20 protein-coding genes are annotated in these 25,650 nt (G+C 40.2%); 9 read left to right on the top strand and 11 right to left on the bottom strand.

Annotated elements, in window-relative coordinates; translation table 11 throughout:
- The first annotated feature begins 191 nt into the window (after positions 1 to 191).
- Positions 192 to 1,094, top strand: coding sequence for a DMT family transporter (locus V7161_RS23580; RefSeq protein ID WP_335715265.1), 903 nt, complete (start codon positions 192 to 194; stop codon positions 1,092 to 1,094).
- Between the two features lie 191 nt (positions 1,095 to 1,285).
- Here V7161_RS23580 and V7161_RS23575 read toward each other — a convergent pair whose 3' ends face one another.
- The 3 genes from V7161_RS23575 to V7161_RS23565 form a co-directional block, all read right to left on the bottom strand.
- Positions 1,286 to 2,092 (bottom strand): alpha/beta fold hydrolase, encoded by an 807-nt coding sequence (locus V7161_RS23575; RefSeq protein WP_335715278.1) that lies wholly within the window; start codon positions 2,090 to 2,092, stop codon positions 1,286 to 1,288.
- 111 nt (positions 2,093 to 2,203) lie between these two features.
- Positions 2,204 to 2,893, bottom strand: coding sequence for an alpha/beta fold hydrolase (locus V7161_RS23570; RefSeq protein ID WP_335715264.1), 690 nt, complete (start codon positions 2,891 to 2,893; stop codon positions 2,204 to 2,206).
- 45 nt (positions 2,894 to 2,938) lie between these two features.
- A complete protein-coding gene (locus V7161_RS23565; protein WP_335715263.1) occupies positions 2,939 to 3,529 on the bottom strand; it encodes a TetR/AcrR family transcriptional regulator in 591 nt (196 codons plus the stop codon).
- A gap of 444 nt (positions 3,530 to 3,973) precedes the next feature.
- Here V7161_RS23565 and V7161_RS23560 point away from each other — a divergent pair, with 444 nt between their 5' ends.
- Entirely contained in the window at positions 3,974 to 4,822 is an 849-nt protein-coding gene (locus V7161_RS23560) for an alpha/beta fold hydrolase (RefSeq protein WP_335715262.1), read from the top strand.
- A gap of 139 nt (positions 4,823 to 4,961) precedes the next feature.
- Here V7161_RS23560 and V7161_RS23555 read toward each other — a convergent pair whose 3' ends face one another.
- Positions 4,962 to 5,750: a nitroreductase family protein gene (locus V7161_RS23555; RefSeq protein WP_335715277.1), complete on the bottom strand. Its 789-nt coding sequence runs from the start codon at positions 5,748 to 5,750 to the stop codon at positions 4,962 to 4,964.
- Between the two features lie 333 nt (positions 5,751 to 6,083).
- Between V7161_RS23555 and V7161_RS23550 the strand changes: the two genes are divergently transcribed.
- Positions 6,084 to 7,613: an APC family permease gene (locus V7161_RS23550; RefSeq protein WP_335715261.1), complete on the top strand. Its 1,530-nt coding sequence runs from the start codon at positions 6,084 to 6,086 to the stop codon at positions 7,611 to 7,613.
- A gap of 89 nt (positions 7,614 to 7,702) precedes the next feature.
- Here the strand turns inward: V7161_RS23550 and V7161_RS23545 are convergent, their stop codons facing one another.
- The 5 genes from V7161_RS23545 to V7161_RS23525 form a co-directional block, all read right to left on the bottom strand.
- The gene (locus tag V7161_RS23545; RefSeq protein WP_335715260.1) at positions 7,703 to 8,905 is read right to left on the bottom strand and encodes an MFS transporter; all 1,203 of its coding nucleotides are present in this window, start codon (positions 8,903 to 8,905) and stop codon (positions 7,703 to 7,705) included.
- Complete coding sequence (locus tag V7161_RS23540) at positions 8,886 to 9,350, bottom strand: MarR family winged helix-turn-helix transcriptional regulator (protein WP_335715259.1); 465 nt, start codon at positions 9,348 to 9,350, stop codon at positions 8,886 to 8,888. Before V7161_RS23540 ends, V7161_RS23545 begins: the two co-directional genes overlap by 20 nt.
- 275 nt (positions 9,351 to 9,625) lie before the next feature.
- Positions 9,626 to 10,024 (bottom strand): DoxX family protein, encoded by a 399-nt coding sequence (locus V7161_RS23535; RefSeq protein WP_335715258.1) that lies wholly within the window; start codon positions 10,022 to 10,024, stop codon positions 9,626 to 9,628.
- 79 nt (positions 10,025 to 10,103) lie between these two features.
- Entirely contained in the window at positions 10,104 to 11,960 is a 1,857-nt protein-coding gene (locus V7161_RS23530; RefSeq protein ID WP_335715257.1) for a DHA2 family efflux MFS transporter permease subunit, read from the bottom strand.
- An 8-nt stretch (positions 11,961 to 11,968) separates the two neighbouring features.
- Entirely contained in the window at positions 11,969 to 12,622 is a 654-nt protein-coding gene (locus V7161_RS23525; RefSeq protein ID WP_335715256.1) for an HlyD family secretion protein, read from the bottom strand.
- A gap of 270 nt (positions 12,623 to 12,892) precedes the next feature.
- On the opposite strand from V7161_RS23525, the gene V7161_RS23520 reads away from it, so the two are divergent.
- From V7161_RS23520 to V7161_RS23505, 4 genes are all read left to right on the top strand, one after another.
- A complete protein-coding gene (locus tag V7161_RS23520) occupies positions 12,893 to 13,513 on the top strand; it encodes a TetR/AcrR family transcriptional regulator (RefSeq protein ID WP_335715255.1) in 621 nt (206 codons plus the stop codon).
- A 44-nt stretch (positions 13,514 to 13,557) separates the two neighbouring features.
- Complete coding sequence (locus V7161_RS23515; RefSeq protein WP_335715254.1) at positions 13,558 to 14,013, top strand: CBS domain-containing protein; 456 nt, start codon at positions 13,558 to 13,560, stop codon at positions 14,011 to 14,013.
- A 248-nt stretch (positions 14,014 to 14,261) separates the two neighbouring features.
- Positions 14,262 to 15,704, top strand: a complete 1,443-nt coding sequence (locus tag V7161_RS23510; RefSeq protein ID WP_335715253.1) for a L,D-transpeptidase family protein — start codon at positions 14,262 to 14,264, stop codon at positions 15,702 to 15,704.
- Between the two features lie 253 nt (positions 15,705 to 15,957).
- Positions 15,958 to 18,990: an efflux RND transporter permease subunit gene (locus V7161_RS23505; protein ID WP_335715252.1), complete on the top strand. Its 3,033-nt coding sequence runs from the start codon at positions 15,958 to 15,960 to the stop codon at positions 18,988 to 18,990.
- 107 nt (positions 18,991 to 19,097) lie between these two features.
- Here V7161_RS23505 and hprK read toward each other — a convergent pair whose 3' ends face one another.
- On the bottom strand, positions 19,098 to 20,033 hold the full coding sequence (gene hprK, locus V7161_RS23500) for an HPr(Ser) kinase/phosphatase (protein ID WP_289986077.1): 936 nt from the start codon (positions 20,031 to 20,033) through the stop codon (positions 19,098 to 19,100).
- A gap of 191 nt (positions 20,034 to 20,224) precedes the next feature.
- Between hprK and V7161_RS23495 the strand changes: the two genes are divergently transcribed.
- Together V7161_RS23495 and V7161_RS23490 are read left to right on the top strand one after the other, a co-directional pair.
- Positions 20,225 to 21,766: a class I adenylate-forming enzyme family protein gene (locus V7161_RS23495; protein ID WP_335715251.1), complete on the top strand. Its 1,542-nt coding sequence runs from the start codon at positions 20,225 to 20,227 to the stop codon at positions 21,764 to 21,766.
- A gap of 965 nt (positions 21,767 to 22,731) precedes the next feature.
- Positions 22,732 to 23,982, top strand: coding sequence for an amidohydrolase family protein (locus V7161_RS23490; protein ID WP_335715276.1), 1,251 nt, complete (start codon positions 22,732 to 22,734; stop codon positions 23,980 to 23,982).
- 121 nt (positions 23,983 to 24,103) lie between these two features.
- Here the strand turns inward: V7161_RS23490 and V7161_RS23485 are convergent, their stop codons facing one another.
- Positions 24,104 to 25,579 carry a sodium:solute symporter family protein gene (locus V7161_RS23485; protein WP_335715250.1) on the bottom strand — a complete coding sequence of 492 codons (1,476 nt, stop codon included), beginning with the start codon at positions 25,577 to 25,579 and terminating at the stop codon, positions 24,104 to 24,106.
- Between the last annotated feature and the right edge of the window lie 71 nt (positions 25,580 to 25,650).

Raw genomic sequence — 25,650 nt, 5'->3', positions numbered from 1 at the left:
ATTCAAGCGTTTTTTCTATGGGCGTAAAACACCTTCCAGATGTTTATCCAAGATTTCTTAATTGAAATTTTTTACAAAGGGGCGTATTCTATTAAAGTTAGTTTTTTATAGAAAAATAGATGTTAGGCTCAATAATTTAAGGTCTATGAGCCAGTCAGTTAGTTCAATTAAACTGAGGGAGAAGAGATCTGATGAAATTAAAATGGTTTTTAATGATGGCAGGTTTAATTATGATTTGGGGTGTTTCTTGGCCAATTTATAAACTTGCATTAGTGTATACACCTCCTTTGCTTTTTGCTGGGATGAGATGTTTGATTGGCGGCGTGGTCCTAGGTGCAATCATTTGGAAAACACGCGCTCGTATCCAATGGCGAAAGAATTGGAAAATATATGTCGTAACCGGCACTTTAAATATTGCTTTGTTCTATGGGCTGCAGACTTTGGGGCTTAAATTAGTACCATCTGGCTTATTCTCAGTCATTGTCTATTTTCAACCTATTTTAGTAGGTCTGCTTGCATGGCTATGGTTAGGCGAATCGATGACCCTGCTTAAAGTATTGGGACTTATTCTAGGGTTTTTTGGAGTGATTTCTGTAAGCGCAGAAGGCTTTTCCGGCCATGTTTCCATTTTGGGCATTATTTTCGGCATACTATCCGCGCTTTCCTGGGCATTAGGGACAGTCTACACCAAAAAAAATTCTCACTCGGTTGATTCGCTTTGGATGGTGGCACTCCAGTGTTTAATTGGCGGATCTGTTCTGATGATAGCCGGACTTTCGTCTGAAAAATGGTCTAGTATTGAATGGAATGCTACGTTTTTATGGGGGCTTTCATTTGGTTCGTTTCTAGGAATTGCGCTATCTTGGATTCTCTACGTCCTACTTGTGAAAACAGGGGATGCGAGTGTTGTGGCAACATTTACATTCTTGGTGCCGATGCTCGCAGTAGTCATCGGGACTGTATTATTAAATGAACCCTTTACGAAACTCTTATTCTTAGGAATTGTACTAATCGTGGCCAGTATTTATCTTGTAAATAAGAAGCAAAAGCATGCGTCGGACCAGGTTGTCATTCAAGGGAAAATGGGAGTTTAATACTTATTAAAAAGTGACCCTCGTTTTGTTAAGAAAAACATATAAAAACGCACGATTTTCAGCAACAAAATCGCACACAAAAAGCCACGATTTCATATAAAATCGTGGCTTTTTTAATATTATAATTTATCCGAATTCGTACATACTTTTTTCAACATAAGAAGTAATTAATTCATCACAAAAATGTCCTTCTAACCTTTAATAAATGTTAAAAGGTCATTATTTAGCTGGTCTGAATGTGTGATGTATAGTCCATGCGGGGCATCTTTATACAAAATAAACCGGTTCTTGGGTAATAACATTGCTGACTTTTGTCCGGAGATTTCTACCGGGATTGATCGATCTTTATCACCGTGGATAATGAGTACAGGCACAGTGATGGACCGCATCTCCTCGCGAAAATCCGTTTCAATGATAATTTTATTACACTCAACCACTGCTTTAAGCGATGTCTGCAACATATCCCACCTAGTCCATTCACCCATTGCGCTGGTATCAGCACGATTGAAGTATGGCGGCTCATTTTGAAGTACCCAATTTGGAAAGTCTCGTTTCCACATTTCACGCACCATTTCTGCGACATCCTTGGATACTCCATTAGGATTATCCTCAGTTTTCATCAAAAATGGCACAATGGCAGCGACAAGCACTGCACGGTCCACCCGATCGTTGCCATGACGGGTTATATATCGAATCACTTCACCACCACCCATAGAATGACCTACAAGCGTGACATTTCGAAGATTCAGGTATTCAAGCAGTGCAGCGAGATCGTCGGCCAGGGTGTCGAAGTCGTATCCGTTCCCCGGATCATCGGAACGCCCATGACTGCGTCTGTCATATGCTATACACCTCAAGCCCTGTTCTGCTAAAAAAATTCTCTGATAATCCCACATTCTAGAACTTAGTGACCATCCAGAAACAAAAACTACCGGATTGCCTGTTCCCCAATCTTGGTAAAACAGTTGCAAACCTTCTTTGGTTTTGAAAAATGGCATCGCCAATCCCTCACTTATTTTATAGATTTTTTTAAGATCATAAAAATCAGGACTGTCATTATGTCGCATCGTCATTGAGATTATTTTTCACTTTTAGAAGTATTCGAAAACTCATAAACTAAGAAACTTTTTTATGGCAGCTAAGAAGGTTGGTAAATTATCATCATGCACAAAGTGCCCTGCATGATCTATCGTCACCAACTCGCAATTCGGAATAAGTTCAGAAACTTCCTTCAATTTATTTTGGGGAACATGACTGGACCCGCCGCCTATAATAAGAGTCGGCTGGATAATGTCCTTAAGACGGGCCCACCATTCGGGATTGGGGTCATTAAGCTGCATTAGAATCGAAGGCACAACCCGCCAATCAAACGGCAGGGTACCAGGAGGTTCAGAAGGAATCTCGATTGGCTTATCTGGAAAAGGAGGTGGAGTGTCTTCAACAATCAACCTTTCTATCCTTGACGGAAATCTTTCCGAGAAAAGATAGGATACTGTTCCTCCCATGGAATGACCAAGTAGCGTAAATTGTTCTAAATTCATTGCATTCGCAAAGTGATGCAAATCATCGCACATCAGTTCAAAGCTGTAAGTTCCAGCTCTTGCACTCCCACCGTGCCCCCGCTGATCTAAAGCTAATACGCGGTATTTTTCTCCTAATGCAACTGCAACTTGATCCCATGATTCTGCACTTTTTCCCAGTGCGTGAAGTGCAACAAGCGGTGCTGCAGAAGGGTCTCCACTTTCTCGATATTGAAAAGAGAGTCCATTCAATTCAATTTGCTTTACCCGTGTTTCCATCTCGATCATCTCCTAGGGGGCTTCGCCATTTGAAACCCGATTTATTTAAATGTGGGTACAAAATTCTTGAATGATCTGTCCTTTTATTTCTTCTATTGGAAACTCTTGTGGATAGGTAGATATCATCAACATAATACCTTGTAGGACGGATGAAAAATATAACGACCGTTTCCTTGGCTGCTTTACTCCCAGCCTTTCAAATATTTCACATTGTACCTCAAACATTCTAGCGTTTTCTTTAATAAGTAGTTTACTGTATTTAATCAACTCTTCGTCTGCCTCTGGCTGAGTTTGCAGGTGCAGATAGAATCGATGGACTTCTGGACTTTGATGGATATTATCAATCGCTCCTTCGATAATGTGTTGAAGTTGCTCACTGGGTTTCTCGAGAGCGGCTGCTCCTTCCATTACTTCAATCACTTCCCTGATTCTAGCCTCGACCATTTCAGAGAGCAGTTCTTCTTTTCCTTTATAGTAATTGTATAGTAACCCTTTAGAAATGCCCGCTTGTTTAGCTACATCGTTAATAGAGGTAGCATAATATCCCTGTTTAATAAATAACTCCATAGCGGCAGCACGAATATTTTGTTTTGAAAGTTGGCGAATACGATCATTCTCCTCAGGTGTTCGCGGCATTTTTAACTTCAATCCTCCATAAAAGCAGTGATTTCTTCATATAAATGTTCAACTATGTTAGTGGCAGCATACGTTCAGCATAATCTATTTCACTTGAACACCCAGATACTCTTTACCATTAATGTTTTAATGAATACACATCAAACCTTCCATTATTTAACATAATTTACAGTATTATTTTATTATTGAATGAACGGTTAGTCAATGATAAATTCCTGTTTGCTCAAATTAGAAAAGATTGAAGAATTAATTAAAAAATAAACATTTACTTGATGGTGCAAAAATTACTTATTTAAATCCTGAAGATGAAGAATTTATCTCTACTTTATTACTGTATTGCTCATCATGATGATGGTCTATTTTTACTGCATCATAATATTTTTATTAAAGGAATCTCTTCATAAGTAAGGAGAAAGACAATAAATTCAGAAAAGGGGCTGGATTATGATTGAAAATACAATGAAGCTGCCTGATGGGAGAATCTTAGGATATGCAGAGTACGGGCAGCCAGAGGGGTTTCCCATTATTGCGATGCACGGAACACCCGGGGCACGAATTTTAGGAGCCTTCAGTCGGTTGGAGCAGATAGCACAAAATATATCGGCAAAGCCGTTCAGGATATTTGTGTTGGAGAGATCCGGTTATGGGCTTTCTGACCCTCAACCAGGTCGAACCATAGATAACGTCGTCGAGGATACAGCATTCTTTGCAGATAGCATCGGATTGGAGCATTTCGCTGTTTTTGGCGGTTCGGGAGGAGCTCCCTTTGTCCTTGCCTGCTGTCAACGCCTTCCTCATCGAGTTACGAAAGCGGCCATCTCTGCCGGAGTTGGACCTGTTTACCTGCCTAATTTATTCGAAAATATTAGCGATGAGGAAAAAGCTTTCCTTACAGATGCCAGGGGAGATTCTGAAGACATCATTTCCTTTACTAAGAAAGCCCAGGCAGACCCTGTTAAGTTTATTAAAGATTTATTAGCCCAGTCGAATGAACAAGTACCAGCAAAGATTCCTGATGCTTTCATCCAAATGATCGTTGAAAGCACGAAAACCCCATATGGGATGATAGACGATTACCGCGGCTTCGGAAAGCCATGGAATGTGAACTTCGAAGATATTCGTACTCCTGTGCAGTTTTGGCACAGCGACGCTGACAAATCCGTGCCTATCTCGCATGCAGAGTACCTAGCGGAAATAATTCCGGGGGCCGCCTTAAGAAAATTTCATAACCTTAGTCATATAGAGACGTCCCATGCTGCCCTGCCTGAGGTACTGAGTTTTCTATTAGAATAGATTAGTAATTTCACTTATAAAACAGGAAATGAGCAGGCCATAAGCCTGCTCATTTATTTCTTTTAATATGTTGAAGATTACCACTTAAGGCTTATAGCCCTTCAAATATTATTTTTCCCTTTATCCAAGTTGGGAAACATCACTCATTATCCATAAAATTCTGCTTCTCTAAGTATTTAAGCACTGTTTGCGAATACTCGAGGTGAGATTCCTTCGTGTACTTGGCAATGGTGTAGATTTGGGCGAGGTTTTTCAATCCCAGTCGTTCGGTCATTTCCTTAAGCCTAGGATTGGCCATATACCGGTTCCAACCCTTTTCATTTCTATCTTTGTAGATTTCGAGAATGTCTTCATCTGAATAATCGGTATATTGTTCATAGTGAACAAGTCCATGCCTAGGCAAACGATCGCGCGGAGCAGGGTTTTCCGCTGGGTACCCTAATGAATAACCCACAATGGGTACAACATTGGGCGGCAAGTTTAGCAGTTCGCCAATTTGATCGCAATTTGCAAGCGTTGATCCCATATAGCAAATGCCCAACCCAACATTCTCTGCTGCTAAAGCACAGTTCTGTGCGGCCAACGTAGCATCAATGGCACCAATCATAAAGCTCATAAAGTTATCGAAATGCACAGGTGCATCATTGAGAGCAAGCCATTTTCGCATTCTATTAAAATCAGCACAAAATGTTAATAGAATAGGTGCATCAACAACCATCGATTGCTCCATATGTGCGGTGTACAATTTTTCCTTTAGCTCTTTGTCTTTTGTGACGATAATCGAATACGTCTGCATATTTCCGCTAGAAGAGGCACGGATACCTGCATCTAAGATTTGATCCAACAGTTCTTGACTTACTTCCCTGTCTTCATATTCTCGTATAGACTTGTGCCCGAAGATAACATCGTTTAATTCCAAAGCAATCACCCCTTTTAAATAGTATAACATCGATAGAGACACGAGAAGGGTTCACCGTGTACCATCTAAATGAGGTTTTTTTCTATTTCTTTTTATTGCTCATTTCCTAGAATTCCAATGAAAAAAAGCCGGTTTCTTATGAAGTTATGAATAACCTTATGCAGAAGAGAATAAAAAGCATCTATTCCCCTATCTCCCCCATCGCAAAGTGATTACATAGTTGAAGATTAATAGTGAAGTTTCTGTTTATTTTTTTCTGAATATTCCTATTATTATATATATCGGCACGATATTTGCATGTAAGAAAATGTAACTATTTTCTATTTTAAGGGGGCTTAAAACATGCAAGAACATCCTAACAAAAAAATGGACGGGTCTGCATCAGAACTTCACGATCATGATGCTGCCCATCTGGCATCGCTTGGATATGAATCTGAATTTCGCCGCGACATGAGTCCATGGGCAAACTTTTCGCTTGGGTTCACTTATCTTTCTCCTGTAGTAGGTGTATACACATTATTTGCATACGCCCTTGCTCAAGGGGGCCCGCCCATGATTTGGAGTCTTATCATCTGTGGTCTCGGACAATTACTAGTCGCACTTGTCTTTAGTGAGATTGTTGCACAATTCCCTGTTGCAGGAGGAGTTTATCCTTGGGCCCGTAGATTATGGGGGCGAAAGTATGCGTGGATGACTGGCTGGGTTTACTTAATAGCTTTGTTTGTTACGATTGCCAGTGTTGTATATGGAGCTGGGCCTTTTCTGGCAGAGGTTTTGGGTTTCAAAGTATCGGTGGACTCAACCATTCTTTGTGCAATCGTCATTCTTGCACTATCGACAATCATCAATTTTCTGGGCACAAAGGTTCTCGCAGCTGCAGCAATAATTGGTTTTACTGCTGAGATTATTGGCGCGCTTGCAGTTGGTTTTTGGCTGCTTTTTACTCAAAGACATCACAATCTTGAAGTGCTCTTTGATTCTTTTGGTGCCCAAGGCGGCCATAGCTACTTTTATGCATTTGCTGGGGCTGGACTAATTGGAATTTTTCTATATTTTGGGTTCGAAGCTTGTGGTGATGTTGCGGAGGAAGTACCCAATCCAGGTGCTCTGATCCCAAAGGCAATGCGCAGGACGATTTACATTGGTGGTGCTGCCGCCGTTTTTGTTAGCCTTGCTTTAGTACTTTCCATTGCTGATATTCCGGCAGTTATCGCTGGTAAAGACGTTACGCCAGTTGATACGATCTTAACTAATGCATTTGGTAATGTTGGTGCAAAGATCGTAATGGGGATTGTATTGATTTCTTTCCTTTCGTGTGCAATAAGTTTACAGGCGGCCGCCAGCAGACTTGCCTATTCTTATGGGCGTGATGACATGATTGTGGGAAGCCGATACTTAAAAAAGTTTTCACCTGCTCGTCACATTCCACCTTATTCGCTGCTTCTTGCAGCCATTGTTCCAGCTATTATTGTTCTTGGCTCAAAAGTATCTACAGACGCGCTCACAAAGATCATCAGTTTTGCGTCGCTTGGAATTTATATTGGATTCCAAATGGTTGTCCTTGCTGCACTTCGAGCTAGATTAAAAGGATGGAAGCCAAGTGGCAAGTACCAATTGGGCAAGTGGGGACTGCCTATCAATATTGGTGCTCTTGTCTATGGAATAATTGCAATGATCAACATGTGCTGGCCAAGAACGCCAGATGCAGCATGGTATGATAACTATATCGTGCTCGTTTCGGGAATCGTAGTTGTCGCTGCTGGTTTACTATATATGATGATTCATCGCAGCTACGGACATAGCAAAATGCCGTATAATGATGCGATACCTAAAAAATATATCTCCCATCAAAACAATGACAGGCCGATATAGGCTTGCAAACTCACATTAGAGCCAAGAACCTGCCCCCTTGATGCATGGGGGCAGGTTCTTTTTGCCTCATCCTGCGGTGCCGGTCACCCTTAAGCCACATCCGGTCTGACTCCTGCAGTAGCTTCTTTTCTTTTTCCATGCATAAAGTAGTAAAGAACCGTGCTGGCCAAGACGATTATGGCCATGATGAGATAAAGCTTGCGGTAGCCGGTTAGCGGGATGATGAAGCCGATCACATAAGGACCGAATCCTAACCCGGCGTCCAGTGCGATAAAGAACGTTGATGTGGCCAATCCCATTCTTTCAAGCGGTGTTACTTTTACCGCTATGGCTTGTGTGCAGGATTGCATATTTCCGAATCCCAAGCCTATCAGGACACCGGCAACAAGTAAGCTAATGCTATTACTGGTTATACTTAGCAAGAATAACCCCGCTGCAAAAAGAATAAAAGTGGGATACATGACATAGTTAGCGCCTTTCATGTCCATAAGCCGTCCCGTGAATGGGCGTGATACTAAAATCGCAACAGCATAGACAATGAAGAAGAAGCTGGCCACATTTACGAGATTGATTTCCATAGCATAGAAATTAATAAAAGATAAGACACTTGAGTATCCTAAGCTGACAATCAGTGTGACCAAGGCAATCGGCAGTGCTTTTGGCTCAATAAAATTTGAAAGCTTGAACCCTTTGGAACCTGCTGTTTTGGCAGAAGCTTTGACTTCCGGCACTTGCATAAACAAGGCAATGATGAAGCTGATGATACCCAAAGCTAAACAGAAGCTAAAAATGGCTGAATAGCTTGTGTGCTGGCTCATGTATATTCCGATGAAAGGACCGATGGCGGTGGCCAATGTGGTACTCATACTGTAGTAGCCAATCCCTTCGCCTTTGCGTGCGGCCGGAATAATCTGGGCGACAATCGTCCCTGTTGCGGTGCTCGCTACCCCTAACGCTAAACCATGTAAAAAGCGGGTTAATAGTAAAAAGGTAACCCCAGCATCGATAAAGTATAAGAAGGATGTCAAAATAAAAAAGACGAGACCAAAAAACATCGTTTTCTTATTTCCAACGGATTCGATGATACGGCCGATCACGAGACGGCCAATCAAGGTTCCGATAATGAAAATCCCTGTCGCAAGTCCTGCCTGGCTTTCGCTGGCATGATAATGATCGACGGCGTACACCGCGATGGTCACTAATAATAAATAAAAGATTAAGTATAAGAAAAAGTTTGCTGCCGAAATAATGATAAAATCCTTCGTCCACAATCTAGTTCTTGTTTGTTCCAACTTCTCCATCTCCCGATTGAATTATGCTTTTGCGAATATCATCCATCATGCGGATGGCCGTTTTCAGTTCTTCCTCTGAAATTCCCATTAATATTTCCTCTTCATAGGCATCAACCGTTTTGCGGACCTCTTGGTAAAACTGTTTGCCAGCCTCCGTCAATTGCATCCGCTTTTCGCGCTTATCCTTTCCAGGAACCTTCTCAACTATTCCCCTCTCCTCTAACTGACTGACCGTCCTAGTAATCGTCGGTTTCTCTACGCCCTGGTAGTTGGAAAGTTCAACTAGGGTAGCAGGATTGATGTTTTCCAAATAATAAATGATCGTCCATTGAGCCCTGTGCAGCTCATGCTTTGCAAGCTCTGTATTGAGTCTTTTTTCAAAAGGCCGATAAAGCATTAAAAGTTGATGGAAAAATTTTCTTGAATAATTAATATGAATCACCATCCAAAATAGTTATCGAGGATAATAGTTATCGAAGGTAACTATTTTACAATAGCAGAATTCATTAAGTGTGTCAATTTTGTGGACAAAAAAACAGTGCCTGTCACCACCCGCATAATGTCGAAGAATTCGACAGAATGTGGATGGTGACAGGCACTTATACAAATTCCGCTATTATCCTTTTCATGCTGTGGATGAATATGTGGTTAATCTCTAAAGGAAAATGACCTTCATCCTGTGATGAAGGCCATTTCGGCTTGGGAAAAGCCGCACACCATTTATGGCTTATAAATTAATACGTAATCACCCGGTCCAATGAGCGCCACCCCAAGGACTACCGCGATTAAAATAAAGTTATATTCAAAACCGCCTTCGGTCAGCCAAAAGCCATTCTTGCCATGGACCGTGAAGATGGCATCAATCATTACGATAATGATAAGAATTGCCCCTAGCCAGGTGAGCAGCCCCGCTGAAAACAGCAGTCCGCCAGCCAATTCGAATAATCCTGCTAATATCGCCCATGTCTTGCCGCCAGTCTTGATTCCAATCGACCCTAAATATTCACCAAATTTGACTACACCTGGACCGCCAAACCAGCCGAATAATTTTTGGCATCCATGCCCCACGAACGTCATTCCAACAGCCAATCGAATAATCAAGAGCCCTAAACTAATCATTCCTACCCCTTCTTTCAAAGACGATAGCCCAACATTATTAAAGCCGGACAACCAAATATCCCATTTAACTTACTACTTTTTACTGTTGATTTACCCGGGACCGTTTGATAAAGAACGATAGAACTAATGCTACAAATGCGATACCGGTTGCAACAATAAAGGCATCATTAATCCCTTCAATCGTAGCTTGTTGCATGGTTTGACCGTAAATTAAATAGGTGGAAAGCTCTTTTCCGGCAGCAGCCGGCAGGTTCGTTAAAGCTGACAGACCTTGACCAAACTGGGATAAACTGCTGTCTATAAAAGAATTGGAACTTGAGATTGCATCCCCATACCCACTATAATGGAACCCTTGTCTTGTCGTCATGACTGTAACTAGGAAGGCGGTCCCAATACTTCCTGCTACCTGCCTAGCTGTATTGGAGGCAGCCGTCCCATGAGCTCCAAGATGGCGTGGTAACTGATTCAATCCTTCTGTCATGACGGTCATCATGATAAAAGACATTCCAAACATCCGCATCACGTATAGAAACAGAATATGGCCATAACTGGTTGTCATACTTAGACTGGTAAATCCCCATGTGGTAAGTACAGTAATCGCTAATCCAGTAACGGCTAGCCATCTTGCCCCGATTTTATCAAAAAGAGCTCCTGAGATAGGGGACATTATGCCCATCACAATGGCACCTGGAAGCATCAACAGACCTGATTGTAATGCTGTATACCCTCGAATGTTTTGCAAATAAATCGGAAGTAAGATCATGGCGCCAAACATTGCCATGTTAACAATCATACTGATAACGGTTGTTAAGGCGAAAATATCATATTTAAAGACCCGTAAATCAAGCATTGGCTTTTCTGCCGTCAGTTCGCGCCAAACAAAACAGATTAAAGAAATGATTCCTATGATTAAGGAGATAACCACTGTTCTGCTGGACCAGCCATCATTACCCGCTTCACTGAATCCGTATAACAAGAACCCAAAACCTAGGGTTGAAAATAAAAATCCTAAGAAATCAAATTTAGGATTTGTTACTTTAGTAACGTCCTTCATCCACATGAAGCTAAGAATTAAATCAAGTACACCGATTGGGATAACAATATCAAACAATAACCGCCATGAAAAATGGCCAATGAGCCACCCGGATAATGTCGGACCGATTGCAGGAGCAAATATCATGACAATCCCCATAATCCCCATAGCCTTGCCTCGTTTTTCCGGAGGGAATAATGCAAAGAATACAGTCATTAATAGGGGCATAATAATACCTGCACCGCAAGCCTGAATGACCCTTCCAATCATGAGCATACTAAAGTTTGCTGACACTGAACAAACTACCGAACCCAATGTAAATAAGAAAATGGCGCTAATGAACAGTTTTCTTGTTCCAAACTTCTCTATTAAAAAGGCCGTTATAGGAATCGCAATTCCGTTTACTAACATATATCCTGTGGAGAGCCATTGTACGGTATTGGCCGAAATTCCCAAATCATTCATAATATGAGGAATCGCCACATTCAGTAAGGTTTGATTCAGAATAGCAACAAAAGCACCTAGCATTAAAGCCACAAGAATTTTTCCGTTTCCTGATTCTTTTTCAGCATCGGAAGCAGATGGTTCTTTCTGCTTTTCCATGCTTTCTTTCGGCTGAACATTCTCCTGTGCAGATTCCAATTCTGCTTCCATTTCTTCAGAATCTATCAGCACTTCCTGCGAGGTAATCTCTTCAGCCTTTATGTCCTTGTATTCTTTCAGAGGTAAAATTTGCTCAATTTCTTCAGCCTTTATCTCAGAATGGACAGACTTCTCCATTACATCTTCATTCATCTTTTCTGTTTGTGCTCTACGCGACTTCTTTTTATTGATGATATTAACATTTATTAAAAGCAGCAGCAAAAGGCCTAAGACAACATAAACAGTGATATAAATTAACATCCTATCACCTACTTATGAATCCGTACTGTTACGTTCATACCGGGAACGATGGCTACACCTTTATTATCATCAATAGAAATTTTTACCGGAATCACTTGAGTCACTTTGGTGTAGTTCCCTGTATTATTCGAACTTGGTAACAGAGAAAATGTTCCAGCAGTCGCTAAACCGATTTGCTGTACTTTTCCTTTTAACGTGTTATTTGGAAAAGCATCCACATAAATGTCGACATCCTGCCCGATTGTCACTTCATCAATTTTGGTTTCCTCAATATTTGCTGTAACCCAAAGATTATTAAAATCATATTCTTTCGCTAATGGTGTTCCTGCAGCCACAAATGAATCTTGGACTCCACTACTTTGAACAATCGTTCCATCAGTTGGCATCGTCACGTTCATTTCTATCGGTTTTCCATTTTCATCTGTTGTTGTGATGGTCCCAACTTTAGAATCCTTTGAAAAATGATCACCGAGATTGCCTTTCCAATCAGTCAATTTTCCATTGGCCGGAGCCGCAATCGTTACTTGTTGTCCTGCTATTTGGGCATTATCCGTCGATAAATAATTTACTGCTCCATTATAGTAGGCATATCCTCCAACACCACCACCCACTAATATAAGCAGAATAATTATGTTCAATAATAGCAATTTTTTAGTGCTCATTCATTTTTCCTCCCTAAATGGATGAATAGTTTAAAGAATCCGTTTTAGTGATCTCCATTTCATTTTTTTGTCCGCCCATCACACTCTCCCTTCTTTTGCCCATGTATAGGGCACAGCACTTTCAGGAATAAATTATAAAGAGTGAATCCTTAAGCGTCAATAAATAATATGACACATCGTCATATGGAATATTGACATATGAATATAGGTAAATTATCATGAATATAAATAATTTATGACACCTTATCATATGATAAAAGGAGTTAATAGATGCCTAAGCCAACCTTTTTTAATTTATCAACGGAAAAACAAAGATCATTAATAAATGCTGCTAAGAAGGAGTTTTCGAGGGTTCCTTTATATGAAGCGTCGATTTCGAATATTATCAAGGATGCCGGTATTCCCAGGGGAAGCTTTTATCAATATTTTGACGGTTTAGAAGATCTATTCTACTTTTTACTGCATGAGCATTCCCAACGGAATTTCGAGCGGCTGATTTCCATCATGAAAATGAACAATGGGGATATATTTGCAACCATAGTTGATTGGTTTAAAGGCATTCTCATTATGTTTGAGGAACCAGAAAATCGGCAATATTTTAAAAATGCCTTTTTAAATATGAATTATAAAGTTGAAAAAGCATTTACCCAGAATATGTATGAGGAAAAAAGAAAAAGCAGATTTTTTGAAATTATCACCAATATAAGCTCCGAAAATTTAAACGTAACGAATGAGGAAGAAATTTACCACATCTTTAAAATGATGATGGCTGTGTCGTTTCAAAATTTAATCCATGCTTTCGCGAAGGATCTACAGATTAATGATGTTATGAAAACCTTTTCGTTGGAGATTGAATTACTTAAAAAAGGTTTTTATAAGGAACCCAATTAAACTTGAGATGAATGAACAAATCTTAGTGTTTAGGATGGAGAAGGATGCAAGCTTATGAGATAATGATCAACCCCGTGATAAAAGTAAAGGAAACGGACACAGTTCGTTATGTAATCGAAAAGTTCATTGAAAATCGTATCAGTGGACTACCAGTAGTCAACGAAAGAAATGAAATTGTGGGCTATATTAGTGATGGGGATATCATGCGTTATATCGGCAAGCATCAGTATCGATTCATTGATTCCCTCCAATTCGTTTCCGTTATCAATGGTGATCATGAAGATTTTGAGCAAAAAATCCGAAAGCTGCTAGAATTACATGTAATGAGCATTGCCAAAAGAAAGATTTACAAAGTGTCCTGGGACGAAGACATAGAAACGATCGCTTCCATTTTAGGAAAAAAACAAATAAAAAAACTACCTGTTGAGCGGAACGGAGTATTAGTTGGAATCATTAGCCGGGGCGATGTCATTAGGCATTCCTTTAGAACCGTGCTTTAACATATCAAATGAAGAAAGGCTGCAGACCATCTGCAGCCCTTTTTTATGCGCTTGAATCTTTCTAGTGCCTTTAACTTTCAAATTTATCATTTATTAATTTTTTTAGCATGCACAAAAACCGACAATATTCGATTCAAGCCATTAAGTAAAATAGTAGTATAATTTACTACTTTTTCTAAATACCGGTAATAAATATTTAAAGCCTTTAGATGTTAATAGCTGGATGATCAGATATGGGGGGAATCCTTATGAAGAGCACGGTAAATATTCAAGAAATTGAGAAACAACGCGTAAATCCAGCTAAGTGGTATGCTAATTGGAAGTTTATCACAGCAAGTATCATCTTTATTATCGCACTCATCATTGCGGCAGGCAGCTACTATCAGGCAAACCACTTCAATTCAGAAATCAAAATTAATGACATCAAAGTCGGTGGAATGACGGCAGAGCAGGCACTAAAAAAATTAAAAACAACCGTATTAAAAAATGTAGTATTTGTTGGAAATCAACAGATTTTAGATGGAACAGATACAAAGATGGGATTTGCGGAAAAGGATCTTCCCGATGTCAAAAAATTATTAAAGAGCCAGTGGACGTTTTTTCCTTCTTCAAAAACTAAAACTTATTCATTAATTCCCCGCAGTCAGGATCAGTTTCGAAACCAGACATTGAAAAAACAGGTGGAAGAAAAGCTGATAGCCATGAATAAGGCTTTAAAAGCGCCACAGGATGCGGTGGTTCGTTTGGACCAAGGCAAAATTGTTGTCGCTAACAGCATTAGCGGAGAGCAATATGATGTCACTAGTCTTTTAAAGGACTACGAAAAGCACGAATATATTAGTGAAATCCGTCTCAATCCAGTATACATACAGCCAATAAAAGAAGACAGCGAGTTTATCAAGAATCAACAGAAAAGGCTGGAAGAATTCCTTGCTCAGACCGTCGATTATAAAGTCCAGGATAAAGTTTTCACCTTAAAGGCAGGCGACTTAATTAAAAATGCTTCTATTTCAAAAGATTTGCAGATTAAGATTAATGATGCGGGTGTTATAAAGGATAAGATCGCTGAAATTAATAATTCCCAATCCACCTTAAATAAGAATTTCTCATTTAAAACTCATTCAGGTTCGGTGATATCGGTTAAAGGTAAAGGCTATGGCTGGGCCATAGATGTTGAAAAAGAGATACCACGTATTATGGAAGCTTTAGAAAAGGGAGAGAAATCGGTTGCCGCCGCTAATATTTACGGAAATGGCTGGAAAGGTGAAGGCTACGGATATGAAGCGATTACGAACAATGGTATCGGTGGTTCGTATGCAGAAGTCTCCATTGCAGAGCAGCGAATTTGGATTTACAAAAACGGAAAATTAGTCGTCACAACGAATGTCGTTACTGGCACACATAGTACCCATCATGATACATCACCAGGAGTGTGGTATATTCTCTATAAGCAGACACCTGCCGTGCTAACCGGCAGAGAAAATGGAAAAATCACTTATCAGGTAGATGTTAATTATTGGGCTCCTTTTACAAATGATGGCCAAGGATTCCATGATGCCAGCTGGCGAGGCAATTGGGGAAGTAAAGCCTATCTTGCGGCAGGATCGCACGGCTGTGTCAACACTCCGCCAAGCATAATGAAAACCGTGTATGATAATCTCAGCACCTATGAGCCTGTTGTTGTTTATTAGGATATGGGAGGCCGTCCCATAAATAAAAATATTGACTTTGGGAAACAACCCAAAGTCTTTTTTTATACAATTAAAAACAGTGCCTGTTCCGTCCCGAATAATGTCGAAGAATTCGATAGAATGCGGATGGTGACAGGCACTTTTACTATGAAAATTATTTTTTTGTAAAATTTAGAAAAACACTATATCCAATATGTGATAAAAAAGTTATAATTTACCTGTTTGTAATACTTTAGCACTAGGGAGGTACTTTATGACTTGGTTTACTAAATGGGCGTTACGGAACAAAGCCGCATTAGCTTTTTCTGTAATTGCCTCCATGATTTTCGGTATTTTCAGTTACACTACTATTCCAATGGAGTTAATGCCCTCGGCTGATCAGCCGTACGTTACCATTTCAGTCGTTGGAAACGGCATCGATGCTGTAAGCATGGATGAACAGGTAACACAGCCAATTGAAAAAGCAATAAACGGGGTTAAAGGAAAACAAAATGTAGTAGCCCAAACAGGGAATAATTTTACCCAGTTGACGGTCACCTTTGAATCCAGCATCGATGTAAAAGAAGCAAAACAGCAAATACAAGAAAGAATTTCGATGGTCAATCTCCCTAATGGGGTCATGAAACCATACGTAGTCAACCTCAACACATCTGAAATTCCAATAGTAGAATTAGGTCTTACCTTTGATAAGGAGATTGGCAATAATGAACTAAATATCGTAGAAAACGAGATTATGCCGATGTTTCAAGACCTAAAAGGTGTCGGCAATGTTATCGTTAACGGCGGAAAAAATCAACAAGTAATAATCAAAGTCGATCCCGCCAAATTAGCGGCGGCACAATTCCCGCTAGAAAAACTTTACACTCTGCTTCAAGGAAAAAATGCCTCTGTTGCGATGGGCGAACAAACGCTAAACAACGAAGCAACAAACATTATCGTAACAGGAAAATTAGAATCACTTGATGAGCTCAAGAACATCCATCTAAACAGTAACACCAAACTGCAAGATGTTGCCGAGATTTCCATGCAAAAAGATACCGAAAGCATCACCCATTTGAACGGGAAGCAATTTATCGATGTCGTCATACAGAAGGATTCCACTTCCAATGCCGTAACCCTTGGAAAACAGGTAGAAGAAACGGTTAAAAAAATCAATAACGACTACAAAGGAACACTGCAAGCAACGATTGTGATGAACTTAGCGGATACCATTCTTGATTCCATTAATTCGATGACAAGGGAAGTATTGACCGGAGCATTATTTGCCACGCTCATTATCTGGCTATTCCTTCGCAGTTTTAGAATGACCCTAATCACGATTGTCAGCATTCCACTTTCACTTTGCATAACGATGATTCTACTTTCCTTCTTTGGCGTTACTTTAAATATCCTCACACTCGGAGGAATTGCGGTATCAGTCGGCCGTCTAGTGGATGACAGCATCGTTGTAGTAGAAAATATTTACCGAAGAAGGAACAATAATGAACTTACCCCTGCTTTTCTGGTAGAGGCGGTAAAAGAAGTCGGAGCAGCGATCACATCATCCACTCTCACTACAGTGGCAGTGTTCCTTCCAATGCTGATTGTTTCTGGAGGTTTACGAGATATTGTTGCCCCGTTTGCCATTACAATCACTTGCTCATTACTGTCTTCACTGCTTGTATCGCTGACAGTGGTACCAGCAATCAGCGCCCGTATGATGGCAAAGGTAAAGGTGAAAGAGCACAGGCAGAATTCCTTCTACCCATCACTGTTGAAATGGTCGCTTAACCATAAATGGCTGCCAATTACAATTGCAGTTCTTGTTGTGGCCGGGTCTGTCGGTTTATTTGTGAGCATGCCTAAAGGGTCTGTTGATCAAAAGGATTCCGCCTACATAGCGATCGGTCTTCGCTATCAAAACGGAACTCCATTTAGTGAAATGCAAGACGGTGTTGCAAAAATGGAGAGCATTCTTTCAGAAAAAAAAGGAGTAAAAACCCATATCACTATAGCAGGAGTTAATGAGGATGCTGCACAATACGGTAATCTGCAAGCTGCAAACGAAGTTCGAATTATGGTTTTTCCTGAAGAAGGGACCGATTCAGCCAAATTTGTGAAAGACATCCGAAAGACAAAAGATCAGTTTCCGCGTGCGGAGCTGACTGCTGACACAGCTGGATTGATGGGAACCAATAAAACGACTGTTTCCGTTGACGTCATTGGAAAAAATGATGATGACATTAAAAAAGCGGCGGATATTGTGAAGAAAAAAATAGGAAACATTGATGGTGTGGAAAAGGTAGAAAGCAACGATCAAAATACAAAGCCAACCATTACCATTCATGTGGATTCAACAGTTGCAAATGCGCAGGAAATCTCCCAGTCTATTAATGCGATGATTCAGCCTGCTGTGATCGGAAATATCAAAATAGATGGAAGGACCACTGCCGTAAGATTGGGGGCACTAAAAGAGATTCAAACGGCGGACGATTTAAAAAATCTGCAGCTTATGACGCCAAATGGACCTGTTGCTTTATCAAGCATAGCGAAGGTTGAAGAAAGCAACCAACAAGGTACCATCTTTACCAAGGACGGACATCACTATCTACAAGTCACCACTCAAGTTAACCCAGACAAAATGGTGGACGTTGCCGGCAAAATTCAGAAGCAGCTCATAACTTGGAGCAAAGATAATACGTTTGCAAAAGGAACAAGCGCAGAACTTACAGGTTCCTCCATGCAGTCATCCGATCAATTAGGTGAACTCGCTAAACTTGCCATGTTCTCAATTGGAATCGTATTTATGATTCTGCTTGTTACCTTAAAGTCTTTCCGGGCCAGCATTGCCATCTTGATTTCGTTGCCGCTTGCGGCAATCGGTTCGCTTTTAGGTCTGGTGATTACTCACTCCAGCATCAATATTTCTTCTGGAATTGGAATGCTGATGCTCGTTGGGATTGTGGTAACAAATGCCATCGTGCTGGTTGACCGAATCCGTCACAATGAAGAAAGAATGAGTATTCGCGAAGCGATTTTGGAAGCAGGAACGGTACGTTTACGGCCGATTCTAATGACTGCACTTGCAACTGTATTTGCCATGCTTCCGCTTTTGTTTGCGCATGAATCGGCGATGAGCCTAAATCTTGTTTCAAAGGGACTTGCTGTGGTCGTTATTTTCGGATTAATCGTGTCGACTCTTCTGACGCTGATTGTGATTCCGACATTCTATGAATTGTTCCATTTCCGAAAAGCCAAAAAACAAAGACTGCATGCTAACCAAGTAACACGTACATTAGATCAATAATAGCTGAATTAGAATAGGTTCAATTTTTGTAACAGAAGAAGCACCTCACTTACTATAAGGAAGGTGCTTCTTTCTTTAAGTTAAATCTTAACTTTATCCAATAAAAGTTAATTCATACCCGAATTCGAAATATCAGCCTCAATCCTGCTCATGAACTCTTCTGCTGCACTGTAGCCTTGCTGCTTCAAATACCAGTTGTTGGCGGCTGCCTCAATTAGCCCCGCGACATCACGTCCAGGCTGAAGTTGGATTTCAAGGGAAGGAATTTTAACACCCATATAGTCGGTATAGTGAAATTCCTGTTCCAAATCATTATACAAGGCATCTTTTTCCCATTTCTTTAAATGTATATCAAGAGCAATTCGTGTTTCATCTTGAAAAGCCTTTCGGCCGTATAAGCGAACCACATTCAGCAATCCAATACTTCTTAGTGCCAAGAATTCCTTGTTTTTTCCATCATGCGTCCCGAGAATGGTTTGCGGGCTCAGCTTCTTTAGGACAACCATATCATCCGCAATCAGCCGGTGTCCTCGGCGAATTAATGTGTGCGCGGTCTCACTCTTCCCTACCCCCGAATTGCCGCGAATGAGAATTCCTATGCCGGAGACATTCATACAAACTCCATGCTCCGATATTTCCGGCGCCAATTCCTTAATCAAATAGGCATCCAATTTAATGATAAACTCTGAAGTGGTCTCAGGCTGATTGGTTAGTAACAGAGGAATCCCCTGTTCGTTACAATGATGCTTTAAATAGGTAAGCCCTTCTTCACCAGCCGTAACGATAAAACATGGCGGTTGATATTGAACAATATTTCCGATTCGAAATTTACGTTCTTCATGGCTTAATTTATGTAAATAGGTAATTTCCTTTTTTCCTAGAATTTGAACTCGTTCTGTTGGAAAAAAATCAAAATGCCCGACAAATTCCAGACCTGGACGGTGCACTCGTGATTGCGTAATCATTTTCTGCAGTTGATTTTCACCGGCCACTACCTTCAATGAAAACTTTTGAATCAGGTTTTCAACGGTTATTTTCTTCACCCTATACCCTCCATCCTTTCAACTTTTTATATTGAATTATACTGAAGATTATTGGAATCGTAAAACAGAGTGACAGCTTCTTCTGCTTTTGAAGCAGAAGAATCGCTACCTTGCATCTACCTGGAAGATATTATACAATAATAAATATAAGAAGATTCAGACTTTTTTATTCTGGAGAGGATGTGCTCAAGATGCTTACATTTGGATCAATTATGAAGCAAAATGCGGACAAGTACAGCGATAAACCTGCAGTTATTTTTAAGGATAAACAATGGACATACGGTGAGCTAAATAAACGTGCGAACCAAATTGCAAGCGCTTTCTTATCACTCGGCTATAAGAAAGGCGACAAAGTTTCCGTTATGATGAAAAACCACTCCGCCTATGTGGAAATTATCCTGGGATTATCCAAGATTGGTGTCATTATTGTTCCAATCAATTTCAGATTAGTAGATTCTGAGATTGAATATATCGTTTTAAATTCTGAGAGCCGCGGATTTATTACAACAGCTGAATATGCTGGAGAAATAGAAAAGCTTCTTCCCAACTTTCCTCAATTGGATACCGTTGTGGTGGTCGATGGCGCTGCCTCTGCCAGTCTAATAGAATATGAATCTTTTGTTGCTAGAGGGTCCGCTGATGAACCAGAAATCCAAGTAGATGAAACGGACACCCTTTATCTCGGGTACACATCCGGTACGACTGGTAAACCGAAGGGTGTAGTCATTTCTCATCGTTCCCGCATGCTTACAGGCATGACAGCGGCATATGAATATAAAATTGATGAATCCGATGTTCATATCGTGGCTGGTCCGATCTATCACGCTGCACCTTGGATTTTCCTAATGATGCAGTTGATTGTCGGAGGCACCCTTGTCATAGAAGAGTCTTTCAGCCCTGAACAATTTCTTGCTGACGTCGAAAAGTACAAAGTCACGAATACGTTCATGGCACCTACTATGATTAACTTTCTAGTGAATCTTAACAACGAAACGAAATCCAAGTATGATGCAAGTTCGATGAGGGTACTAATTTCTGCAGGCTCCCCGCTTCCGACTCAAACCAAATTGGATGTTCTCGAATTTTTTCAAGACGTGGATTTACATGAATTCTATGGATCTACGGAAAGCGCCATTACGCTTAACATTAAGCCGAAGGACATCCGCAGAAAAGATCGGTGTGTTGGCCAGACTTTCCCGCTGGTTGAATGCTTAATTTTAGATGAAAATAAGAAACCAGTTGTAAATGGCGGAGTCGGTGAGTTATATTTAAAAGCTCCTTACCTCTTGGATGAATACTATAATATTCCGGAGGCAAATGAAGCCTCTTTCTGGAACGGCTATTTTACCGTTGGAGATATGGCATTAAGGGATGAGGAAGGTTACTATTACATCGTTGACCGAAAAAAGGATATGCTCATAAGCGGCGGTGTGAATATTTATCCGAGGGAAATTGAAGAAGTTCTTTATTCCCATCCCAGTATCCTTGATGTTGCTGTAATCGGCGTTCCTGATCCCGTTTGGGGAGAATCAGTTAAAGCCATCGTGGTTCCGCGGGAGGGTGTAGTTTTAAACGAGCTGGATGTTATTGATTTCTGCGATGGAAGATTGGCAAGCTACAAAAAGCCGAAGTCCGTCGACTTTATGAACGAGCTTCCGCGCAATCCTTCTGGAAAAATACTAAAAGTAGAATTGCGTTCTAAATTTTGGGCACAGCAGCAAATAAAAATATAAATATCTTCATAATCTTAAAGACTTTGGAGCGAGCCCAAAGTCTTTATTTTGTAAAATTGCACCATTAAAAAATGGTTAGACTCCCGGTAAAGTAAAAGAATAGTTGTGCAGAATAAATGCTCTATCTATCCTTTACTTATCTCGCAGCTTGAATCTCATAAAGTAATGTGCCTGTCACGTCTCGAATAATGTCGAAGAAATTGACAGTATTCGGGCGGTGACAGGCACTTATACTGATTTTCAGTGATTTTTTTACAAATCAACCTCCCCCCTTTTTTATTCCATGAGTCTATTTTTGATTAGCTCAATAAAATATTTTTTGTATTTATGATTTATGCCCTCGTCGACGTACATTGATTATACTTGACAGAACTAAACTCCCCATTTAAAAAACATTACCAAATTATTAATTTTTAGTTTGATATATTAAGCTGGGAATACGACATTGTTGTCGCTCTAATCTGGATATTCTCGATGCACATAATATTTCTACTGATGTCGAAAATATACTTCAGAAGAAACACGGGCTTTATGATGATCATGTCCATGTTGAACTTAATTGACGAAATTCGTATAAAATCCATTGTATAAAATGCCTATATATAATCACTGAATTTTGGTTTAAGTAACCAATGACTTATAAATACATTCATTTTAAAATGATAATTGTTAAAATTTTCTAAAACATAAAAATTATGAAATTTTTACTTTGTTTTCTCAATCAGTTTATTTTAATTTAATTCAAACATTTCCAAAGGAGGACTTAGTGGATGATACAAGAAAACATAAGCTTGTCACGGCGAAAGTTTATAGGTAACGTTGGAAAAATCGGAGGGGCTTCTGCAATTCTCGGTGTTACCGGAACGATGGAATTATTGGTACCTGAAATGGCAAGCGCGGAAGCTGCACCAAATAAGGATGACCATACACATAAAATAAAAAAACCGAATAAGAATAGCTCTTACATGCTTTTGAATGTTCGATTGGAAAGCGGCTTTAAATACGAAAACGGAGAAGTGGCCGCAACCGAATCTGTATTACGCAACATCCGCGTCGATAAAGGCAGGATTACGAAAATACTAGATGTAAACTCCCCTTTTGAAAAAGATATTGCTTGCTATGATGCAAAAAGTATGCTGTTACTTCCTTCTTTTAGAGATATGCATATTCATTTGGATAAAACTTATTATGGCGGCCCTTGGAAAGCAGCTGCAACAAGAAAAAATGGTATTTTTGACATGATTGCCTTAGAGCAGAAATTGCTCCCGGAATTGCTCCCAACCGTTCAGGAGCGTGCAGAGAAATTAATTGAACTAATTCTCAGCTACGGCTCTACGTATGTTAGAAGCCACTGCAACATTGATCCAGTCGTTGGTCTTAAAAATCTTGAGAAACTAAAGCTCGCCTTAGCAAATTATTCAGATAAAATTTCTCATGAAATCGTTGCTTTCCCGCAACACGGCTTGCTTCGCTCAAATGCAGAGGGACTGTTACGCGATGCCATGAAGCTCGGCGTTACACATGTTGGCGGACTAGATCCAACCTTAGTAGACGGGGATATGGAAAAATCACTACATACCATGGTTCAAATCGCAGTGGACTACAAAGCAGGCATTGATATCCATCTTCATGAAGGCGGTGAAACAGGATTAAAGGCCATTCGAAGATTAACAGATTTGACAGAAGAAGCTGGTCTACAGGGAAAAGTGACAATCAGTCATGCTTTCTCTCTTGCATCATTGGCAGCAGGTGCAGACGTTGCAATGGCAGACCGTCTTGCATCGCTAGGTATCTCCATAGCATCTACTGTTCCAATCGGCAAAAGTGTAATGCCAATTCCACTCCTTCAGGAGCGGAAGGTGAATGTCATGCTTGGCAATGATAGTATTACCGATCACTGGGATCCATTCGGGATAGGTGATACGCTGCAGAAAGCACATCTTGCAGCACAACTATATGGATGGAAGAACGAATACAACCTGTCTCGAGCACTTTCCCTTGCTACAGGCGGAATTACCCCTTTAGATGAGTCCGGTAAGCAAGTATGGCCAAGAGTCGGCAACGATGCAACAGGAGTACTCGTTCCTGCAAGCTGCTCTGCTGAAGCTGTTGCCCGGCTGCCAAAACGTGCTGCCGTACTGCATAAAGGCACTTTGTCCTCGGGGACGCTGGATAACGTGAAGACTAAAATCCCAAACGCTTCTGAAAATCATTAGGAGATCAAACCTGTTTATCATGAGATTAGCGGAACAGATACAGTATTATGGAAATCGTTTCAGCAAGTTCTAATTATAGTTAAGAGCACTTCATAATAATTTTTGAGGTGCTCTTAACAAATCACGATGCAACTTGTTCAGTCTTCTTATTAGAAACACTATTATTCTTTGTGATCATGCTTACAATAGTCATAACTATTACATTTATAGTAAGTGCTATTATCCCCACATTTATATCCTGCACCCACTGAGGAAGTAAAGGAAACAAGGTTCCAATAGTGGTTTTCGAAAGTGTAATGTATGCTACCGTAGCTTCCCCCAAGATGATTCCCGCGAATGCCCCTTGCTTCGTCACGAAATTATTCCTCATTAAGCTGAAAATCATAGCTGGAAACAACTGTGTAACCATACTAGACCCCATTAATAATAAAGCGACAATCGTACCACTTTTAAACGTAAAAAATAATGAAACAAGAGCAACGACAGGTACTAAGTACTTAGCTAAACTTACAATCTGCTTATCAGTAGCCGAAGGCACAAATACACCATATACATTTTTCGCCAGCAAGGTTGCTGCAGACATTAATAGCATCGAACCTGGCACTAAAGCTGTGAGTACTCCTGCAGCACCAATTACTCCCATTACCCATGGATCGAAAGCTAGTTTAGAGAGACGTAATAAAGATAAATCAACCTCATCCCCCTTCAAACCGGGAATTTGAAGAATAGCGGCAAAACCGGCAAAGAACACAAAGAGTAAGATAAGTTGATATAATGGCATAATAATTGTATTCTTGCGGAACGTTTTTTCGTTTTTTCCTGAATAAATGGCGCCAAATGCATGCGGATACATATAAAAACCAAGAGAAGTTAGCAAAACCGTAGAAATAAACCACGATATACTTAATCCCTGACTAGGCAAAGTTAAAAAACCAGGCTTCGCTTGATCGATCGCTTCAAACATGGGCTGATATCCACCATAAAAATGAAGCGGTAAATATATACCTAAAAATACAGTAACTCCTAGGATTAGAATATCTTTGACAACCGCTGTCCAAGCAGAACCATGGATTCCTGAGATCATCACATAAATTGTAAGAACAATAACCCCAATCCAAATTGCTAAAGTAGGCGAAATCGCTCCGTAAGATGCCTCAGAAACAATACTCCCCAAACCTTTCAATTGAAGAACTAGATAGGGGATGACAGCAACTACACCCACAATTGACACAAGGACACCTAAATATGGACTATTATACTTACTAACGAAGAAGTCCGATTGTGACATTAGTTTCTTTTCTTTTGCATATCGCCAAATAGCAGGAACATACCAATACGACATAATCAATGCCAATGTACCATATATTAAAATATAAAAAGTAGGGCCGCCTTTGCCATATGCCCAACCGCTTCCTCCTAAAAAGGTAAAAGTGGAATACGTTTCACCTGCCATTAACAAAAAGATAAAAACCGTGCCAAAACCACGGCCTCCAACTGTCCACTGTTCAAGGTTCATATCTTTACCTTTACGCGCTCGAATACCAATGGTAAGTGCAAAAATTATAGATGCAATGATAATAAGAAGTGCTGCATTCATTATTCATTTTCCCTCCTATTTTTAGGATCTAGGTTAAATATAATCGCCATAAGTCCTGATGTAATAACCAC

Origin of the sequence: Neobacillus drentensis, from assembly GCF_036965425.1 — a bacterium.
GTDB lineage: Bacteria > Bacillota > Bacilli > Bacillales > Cytobacillaceae > Neobacillus > Neobacillus drentensis_F.
Note: the sequence above shows the minus strand (reverse complement) of the source record. Positions and strands in the feature narration are given on the sequence as shown.